We start from the raw sequence: 7,861 nt of genomic DNA on the forward strand, positions 1-7,861 counted from the left end.
GGTTAAAGTACCCAAAAGTAGGAGCCAATTGAAGAGCTATGGAGATTCAAGAAGCCTTGCAGTGGACCGATAATCTGATTTTTGCCAAAACTGGAAAGCACCTGGACTCCCTGCAAAGGGTTATTTTGGAGGGGGCGTGGCAAGGGAAAGGATATAAGGAAATCGCTGAAGAATACCACTGTACGAGCGATCATGTCAGGAAATCAGCGTCCGACTTATGGAAACTCCTGTCTGACCTGCTGGAAGAAGACGTAAAAAAGAAGAATGTTCGATCGCTCATCGAAAATGGAATATTCTATTCATTTAATACAGGCAGTCTGCACATTGGTAATAACATAAATTTCTGTAGTGATTTATACAATCCCTCAAAAATCCCGCCCAACCGATCGCCCCAAGACACCACCACCCCCCCACCTCCACCACGCCACGACCTCAGCCAAGCCCCCGAAAATAGCCGCCGCTTCTGCGATCGCACCCAGGAACTAGCTACCCTCAAGCAGTGGATACTAGAAGAACATAGCCGCATTGTCAGCCTAACCGGACTATCCGGAATTGGGAAAACCGCCCTGGCTAGAAAACTGGTAGAAGAGATTAAAGACAACTTCGATCGCACTCTGTGGCGCAGTCATCGCCAATTCCCCAATTTCAACGCCCTACAAAGTCATATCATCGAATCTCTCGCCCCACCACCTCCCAGCCACAACCCATCAATCATCAACTATTTAAACTCTCGTAACTCTTTTTTAGACCATCTCAGAAACCACCGTTGTTTAATCATCCTCGACGACTTTCAAGAAACCTTAAACCCTGGAGAATTAGTCGGCAATTATCGCCCAGAATACCAAAACTATAGTCATCTCCTCCATGAAATTGGCAGATGCTCTCATCAAAGTTGTCTGTTGCTACTCGGTTGGGAACAACCCCTAGAAATCGCCACCATGGAAGCTGAAGAAAACTACGGCAAAACTCTACAAATTGCCGGGTTAGGGAAATCAGCCAGCCAACTCCTCACCGCTAGAAAACTCAAAGATAAACCTGAATGGTCAAAGCTGATTGAACTGTACAATGGCAACCCTTTATGGTTAAGTATAATCGCCACTGATATCCTAGAACTATTTAACGGTAGTGTCCAAAAATTCCTATCCTATCCTACTCTATATTTAGGAAGTCTAGAAACTCTCATCAAACCACATTATCAACGGTTGTCCGAAGTCGAGAAAATCCTCATGGGGTGGTTAGCTAACCAAGAAAAATCCGTAGATATCAGCCAGAAACCACCCGAACTTTTATCAGATGCCGATTTTCTGAAAGGGATACAATCTTTAACCCGACGAAATTTCCTGAACAAATCATCCGGTTTCACCCTACAACCAGTGATTAAACAATATGTGAAAAATTTAATTTCCTAGGCTGGCGTTACCGAGCGGATTTTTCGGCTAATTATTAGGTAATTAAATTCTCGTCGCCCCTAACACTACCCCTTAGGCTATTTATGGAGAAACCGGGTTTCTTTAATAAATCTTGGCAGAAATGCGCTGTTGTAGAAACCCAGTTTCTTTTCCTGACCATAGCCCACCCATTAAGGTAAGTCAGTGCTAAATTTAGCCTGTAATTGCCGATCCAACCTTAGCAAGCGTAACCCATAAACCTTCGCCGTTGCTGCAATAATCGCATCCGGCAACTTCACATTATGGTTGCGTCGAAAGGCGATCGCCTCTTGTTCAATTTTTTCATCTAATTTCAAGACTAATAAATTTGCCAACAAGTTTTGAATCGTCTGCTCCTCTTCTGCCTCTAAGTTAGGATAACTGAGTAACTCCATTCGCGTAATTTGACTGATGGCACAGTTCTCAAATTCTAGCTGCTCGGTTGCCAGCAATGCGATCGCTGATGAATAGGCTTTGAGAATGGCGATCGCCACATTAGTATCTAATATTAATCTACAACAAATCAATCCCACTCATCACGCATCTGACGCTGAATTACAACCGGATCGTCTTGAAAATTGGGTGAATTTTGCAGCTTTCCCACAAAGTCAGCTAATGTATTTTTTGTCAAGGGTTCACTCCCAGGATCGGAGATAGGTATGACCATGATTTCCACTTCTTGATCCGGTAGAGAAAGCGATTCATTCAAAATAATAGTTTGACCGCGCTTAATTCCTTTAGCTCGAATGATCATAAATTTTCGGAAGCCATTTAGTTGAGTTAATGCCATAATTATAACATAATTCATTTCGGCATTGCTTGAGTAGCAGAATATTTGCTATAAATAGATGTTTGATGCCCTTCAGGAGTTTCCAGAGGATTTGCCAATTGAGCGCGATCGCTCCCTACCGATGGAACGAGAGCAAATTGTATGAAAATTTTGCTTGATACGGATATTTGTATCTATACAATTAGATGATTTTTGTCTGGTTGATGATGGTGCGTTACCGAGCGGATTTTTAGGCTAATTATTAGGTAATTAAATTCTCGTCGCCCCTAACACTACCCCTTAGGCTATTTATGGAGAAACCGGGTTTCTTTAATAAATCTTGGCAGAAATGCGCTGTTGTAGAAACCCAGTTTCTTTTCGTGACCATAGCCCACCCATTAAGGTAAGTCAGTGCTAAATTTAGCCTGTAATTGCCGATCCAACCTTAGCAAGCGTAACCCATAAACCTTCGCCGTTGCTGCAATAATCGCATCCGGCAACTTCACATTATGGTTGCGTCGAAAGGCGATCGCCTCTTGTTCAATTTTTTCATCTAATTTCAAGACTAATAAATTTGCCAACAAGTTTTGAATCGTCTGCTCCTCTTCTGCCTCTAAGTTAGGATAACTGAGTAACTCCATTCGCGTAATTTGACTGATGGCACAGTTCTCAAATTCTAGCTGCTCGGTTGCCAGCAATGCGATCGCTGATGAATAGGCTTTGAGAATGGCGATCGCCACATTAGTATCTAATAACAATTTAATCCCACTCATCACGCATCTGACGCTGAATTACAACCGGATCGTCTTGAAAATTGGGTGAATTTTGCAGCTTTCCCACAAAGTCAGCTAATGTATTTTTTGTCAAGGGTTCACTCCCAGGATCGGAGATAGGTATGACCATGATTTCCACTTCTTGATCCGGTAGAGAAAGCGATTCATTCAAAATAATAGTTTGACCGCGCTTAATTCCTTTAGCTCGAATGATCATAAATTTTCGGAAGCCATTTAGTTGAGTTAATGCCATAATTATAACATAATTCATTTCGGCATGGCTTGACGAGCATAATATTTGCTATAATAAATAATAGTATCCCCCCCCCCCCTTCTGTATATACGGAGTGACCAATGGACACGGCAAAGCTGTTTATGAGTGGGAATAGTATCGCTCCCTACCGATGGAACGAGAGCAAATTGTATGAAAATTTTGCTTGAGACGGATATTTGTATCTATACAATTAGATGATTTTTGTCTGGTTGATGATGGTGCGTTACGGGGCTGATTTTTCAGATAGTTATTAGGGAATTAAATTATGGCAGCCCCTAACACACCCTACCTGGTTGATGATGGTGCGTTACGGGGCTGATTTTTAGACTAATTATTAGGTAATTAAATTAGCGCCGCCCCTAACACACCCTACCGCTGAAATTATCGCCATTAAAAATCATCATAATATTTGGCTAATTGTTTAAGTTTCAATTGCCACAGATGTACTCACTAAATTGTAAACGGGAGTGTAAATATCCACTTCAACTCCGGGGACCCGAATGGAAATCACCAGTGAATAGGGTGCCATTTGATCGTACCGATCTAAATATTGTTTTTCTTTCCACCATCCCCCCACTGGATAGACCGCGATCGCATCTTTCTGGGCTAATTCCACACCAGTACCATACCAGATATCAGAATGTATAGAACCGCCATCCCTGGTATTTGAGCCAAGAAACCAATTATGATCATCAGAATGACTTGAACTTCTTCTGTCCTCTTTCTCTTCTCGAACAGCTTGATTAATTCGCCATCTGAAATCATTATCAGTTTCTAAAGAGTCTTTGACCTTGAAGCGCAACCCGTGAGAAGGATAACGATGTCGATATGCCCATCCCCTCTCTCCAGGATTGGGTTCAATAAAATAGGATAAAGTAATTTTTAACTCTATCTTTGCTTCTCCTAAGATTTCTAGTTTTTCACTCGGCCAAGGCAACTTATGAAACTTCATCTCTTTAGTTTTAACCCGGCTATTTTCTAAACAAAACGGTTGGAGTTCATCTTCAATAACTAGGGTTAAATCATTACTGGCACTTTGAAGCGCACGACTTAAATCAGGCACTCCATAACCATAACGTCTCAAAAGCGCACCTCTAGCAGTTTTAGAGGATGCAGCCTCAAAGTGATTCTGCATTGCCGGAGTCCATTCCGCAGAATGGACAATCAGTGCGCGTATCGTTTCCGGTCGATAGTTGGGCTGTTCTGACATAATACGTGCTGCCATGTAACTAGCAAGAGCAGTTGCGCTGCTTGTATCGCTCATGCGATCGAACATTCTGATATTTGGGCGGTAGTGAGTGGTTAGCAGACAAAGATCGTCAATGGCTGCTGCTGGATTTTCACCATCAAAAGCCATATTTCCACCTTCAAACACCACATCTGGACGAATCGGCCATTGACTGTCCCATGTAACTGAAGTTCTACTACGAGGAGACAGGTCGCCCCCAGGGGCTAAGGGCAGCCAACCCTGATAATTAGAGTCGATAATATTAATTTTTTCAGTATAAGCACCCACAATTAGAGGATTCCACGCTTGCCCAGGATTGTCTATGGTTTCAACATCATTAATATTGAGGTAATCTTCTGCTATAATTTCTTGAGAAATATTACCAGCAGAAATAATCATCAATCGGCGGAATTCACCATCATTGAAACATAGCTGATCCACTGCTGCTGACCAAGATGATGGCGTTCCTTTTGTAGAGTCACTACTACTTGTTACCGCCATACAAAAAACCCGAGGGCGATGGGGATTTGCAATTTCAGGTAAAGAAACACCCTGCTCTGTTATTGCACCGTAAAGCTCAGGTTGATTTTGTCCGGTATTGGGAAGAATTTTAACTGATTCAAGGCGGTGGAAAAGTTTCACTTGTCCCGATGTGGCTAACAAATCGATGAGTTGGTCAGAATACAAACATAAACCAGCCATTGCTGTACCATGACCGCGCCAAAAAGCGCTATCATTAACCCCCCAAGATGGTTCAACTGCGTGCATATCATTGGCATCCAGTCCCGGCGAAAGTAATGGATGAATTCTGGCAACTCCACTATCTAATACACAAATTGATACCGCGTGTTTAGCTGGTGCAATTAGTCGTTTTTCTAAATCGTCAACCCATTGCTCTTGTTCTATATTTGGCATTCCCAGAAACATTGATGGCGTATCTTTGGCGAGGCGTAATTCTGCTACTACATCAGAATTATTGATGACTCGTGCCATTGCTTCCCAATTACACATTGCCAAAACCACCTCACGTTCTGGGAAAGAAATTGCATGATATTTTGTGGTAATCTCCAGCTTTTGAGTAATCTGATTAAATTCTCCCTGTTTCTCTTTTCGGAGCCAAACTTCCCACCAAACCTCCCGCCCATTTTCGGGAAACAAGGCAGGAACATCAGTAAATAGTGATTGTACTGTGCCAATTTGAACCGCTTCTAACCGAGCGACAAGTGCCTGATTTTTGGGTTTGTCTGTATCTGTATCTTCGTCTCGATACTGTTCTACTTTTTTTAGAAAGTAGTCCTGGGCTGACTCTGGAACAAAAACTGTTGCCAAAACCATGTCTTCCTGGTCATGAATTTTCTTCACTGCCACCAATTCAATATTTTTTTTCCTGTTTTCTAAGGACTTTAAAGCAATGGTTTCCTCACTTTTAATCTGAAATTCTAAGTAAAACCCCGGTACTCCAGTAGCAAGCTGAGAATCACGAGAGTTTAATATTTGATTAGCTTGCTGAATTGCTTTGCCGATTTGTTCCTCTAAATACCTAGCATGAGCTATCCGATCGCGATCGGGAGATAAATTAGAACCACCACCTTGTCGGGGTCGTGTATAATTTTCACTCTGGCCGTTTTCCGGTAAGTAAATATGAGGAAAATCACGGGATTCTTGGGACATAATCGCGCCTACACTTTGGTCAATACTAAATGGTTAATGTTGCGTCTTTCTAAAAGAGTCGCCAGCAAATGTTCATGGTCAATTTGTTCAGTATTTAATAGTACAGCCTGTTTTGCTGCTTCATCCGCAGCACGAACAATTTCAGCCAAACTTAAATTTTGTGCCGCCTTAAAAATCTCTGACCAATCATGCCAATGAATATCAAATAATGTTAGCCTATTTTCTAAAACGCGGCGAATCATTTCTTCGCTGGGAAGTGTATATGAAATCACATCATCAAATCTTCTAAAAAGAGCTTCATCTAATAAATTGTTATGATTGGTCGCTGCGACGATTAAACTATCACTTTGGTCATTCTCTATAAATAATAAAAATGAATTTAATACGCGCCGAATCTCTCCCACATCATTGGCACTGTTGCGGTGCGCCCCAATGGCATCAAATTCATCAAAAAAATAAACGCCCCGTGTTAGTGACATCGCATCAAAAATTAATTGAAGTCTGCTGGCAGTTTCTCCCATAAACTTACCAATCAGGCTACTATAAATAGCAGTCATCAGCGGCAGTTGTAACTCACCAGCTAAAGCTGCAGCAGTCATTGTTTTGCCAGAACCGGGCGGACCGACCAACAGAATTTTGCGACGAGGAGATAGGTTATAATCTTGCAGACGATTTCGTTGTTTCTGTTCTGTAAGAATACGTTTAAGTTTGGTTTCAAGCTCTGATGAGAGTACCATATCACTTAGCTTAGTCTCTGGGTAACGTGCTGATAGTAAATTAGCTAATTCACCTTTTGGCTGAACTAAGGGGACTGCGCTATTTTTTCGATCGAGCGCCGAACCCCGGTTTTTAGCTTCATCAATTAACTCGCGAATTTCTTGAGCCAATTTTCCATGTCCCTGCCTTGCTTCATGGGCTGCAATTTGAAGGGCGGCAGAACAAAACTGCTGCTCTTCGCCTTCTATGTGGCTTTTTATAAGCGCTATGATTTGACGAGCAGTAGACATAAATCTGGTATCCCCTACTAGAATAGCCCACCCTTGGTGATGCTATAATATATTATAACTCATCAGATCTCATACTAGAGCAAAAATTTACCCAAATCGTTTACTTTTGAGGGTGATGGGTTCATTTAATAGATTCAAAAAATGAATACTGAACGACCAGTCAAATACTATGCTTTAACAATTGACATTTTTTATTATATTTAATGTGTTTTTATTTCTATATAAACTGCATAAATTGAACTTTTAAAAAAAGGTACATATTATTGCTGTTCAGCCTGATATTGGCGGATAGGTTCCTTAATTTTACTCAGAGACAGAGGTTGTGCGATCGCCTCTTCCAGCAACTCCTCCCTAAACTGCTCATCGTGAACCCGGGCAATGGTTTTCGCCTTCGTATATTCCATGGATCCCCAGGGCAAAGCCTCCAGAAATACTGTGGCAATGATCACGTCAGGAAATCAGCATCCGACTTATGGAAACTCCTGTCTGACCTGTTGGGAGAGAATGTGAAAAAAAAGAATGTGCGATCGCTCATCGAAAATGGGGTCTTTTCTTATTACAACGACGTGGTACAAATTGCTAATCAAATAAATGTCTGCAGCGACTTATACGGCTATCCTAAGAGTCAGAAAAAGCGATCGCCCCAAGACACCACCACCCCCCCACCTCCACCACGCCACGACCTCAGCCAAGCCCCCGAAAATAGCCGCCG

8 protein-coding genes and 1 pseudogene are annotated in these 7,861 nt (G+C 42.0%); 2 read left to right on the forward strand and 7 right to left on the reverse strand.

Annotation, left to right across the window (positions count from 1 at the left end):
* Window positions 1–38 precede the first annotated feature (38 nt).
* Window positions 39–1,409 carry an ATP-binding protein gene (locus ACTIE0_RS11740; protein WP_006668962.1) on the forward strand — a complete coding sequence of 457 codons (1,371 nt, stop codon included), beginning with the start codon at window positions 39–41 and terminating at the stop codon, window positions 1,407–1,409.
* A gap of 170 nt (window positions 1,410–1,579) precedes the next feature.
* Here ACTIE0_RS11740 and ACTIE0_RS11745 read toward each other — a convergent pair whose 3' ends face one another.
* The 7 genes from ACTIE0_RS11745 to ACTIE0_RS11775 all read right to left on the reverse strand — a co-directional run bounded on the left by ACTIE0_RS11745 (window position 1,580) and on the right by ACTIE0_RS11775 (window position 7,598).
* Window positions 1,580–1,960, reverse strand: coding sequence for a type II toxin-antitoxin system VapC family toxin (locus tag ACTIE0_RS11745; RefSeq protein WP_006668963.1), 381 nt, complete (start codon window positions 1,958–1,960; stop codon window positions 1,580–1,582).
* A complete protein-coding gene (locus ACTIE0_RS11750; protein WP_006622742.1) occupies window positions 1,951–2,217 on the reverse strand; it encodes a hypothetical protein in 267 nt (88 codons plus the stop codon). The genes ACTIE0_RS11745 and ACTIE0_RS11750 overlap by 10 nt, the downstream gene beginning before the upstream one ends.
* A 377-nt stretch (window positions 2,218–2,594) precedes the next feature.
* Window positions 2,595–2,969 (reverse strand): type II toxin-antitoxin system VapC family toxin, encoded by a 375-nt coding sequence (locus ACTIE0_RS11755; RefSeq protein WP_439516904.1) that lies wholly within the window; start codon window positions 2,967–2,969, stop codon window positions 2,595–2,597.
* Complete coding sequence (locus tag ACTIE0_RS11760) at window positions 2,956–3,222, reverse strand: hypothetical protein (RefSeq protein WP_006622742.1); 267 nt, start codon at window positions 3,220–3,222, stop codon at window positions 2,956–2,958. Before ACTIE0_RS11760 ends, ACTIE0_RS11755 begins: the two co-directional genes overlap by 14 nt.
* A 442-nt stretch (window positions 3,223–3,664) precedes the next feature.
* Window positions 3,665–6,142 carry a S8 family peptidase gene (locus ACTIE0_RS11765; protein WP_006622741.1) on the reverse strand — a complete coding sequence of 826 codons (2,478 nt, stop codon included), beginning with the start codon at window positions 6,140–6,142 and terminating at the stop codon, window positions 3,665–3,667.
* An 8-nt stretch (window positions 6,143–6,150) separates the two neighbouring features.
* Window positions 6,151–7,149 (reverse strand): AAA family ATPase, encoded by a 999-nt coding sequence (locus tag ACTIE0_RS11770; protein WP_006622740.1) that lies wholly within the window; start codon window positions 7,147–7,149, stop codon window positions 6,151–6,153.
* A gap of 260 nt (window positions 7,150–7,409) precedes the next feature.
* Window positions 7,410–7,598 (reverse strand): chromosome partitioning protein ParB, encoded by a 189-nt coding sequence (locus ACTIE0_RS11775; protein WP_315690428.1) that lies wholly within the window; start codon window positions 7,596–7,598, stop codon window positions 7,410–7,412.
* A 57-nt stretch (window positions 7,599–7,655) separates the two neighbouring features.
* Here ACTIE0_RS11775 and ACTIE0_RS11780 point away from each other — a divergent pair.
* Window positions 7,656–7,861: pseudogene (locus ACTIE0_RS11780) on the forward strand (AAA family ATPase); the annotation flags it as partial.

This window comes from Limnospira sp. (genome assembly GCF_051859755.1).
Lineage (GTDB): Bacteria > Cyanobacteriota > Cyanobacteriia > Cyanobacteriales > Microcoleaceae > Limnospira > Limnospira fusiformis.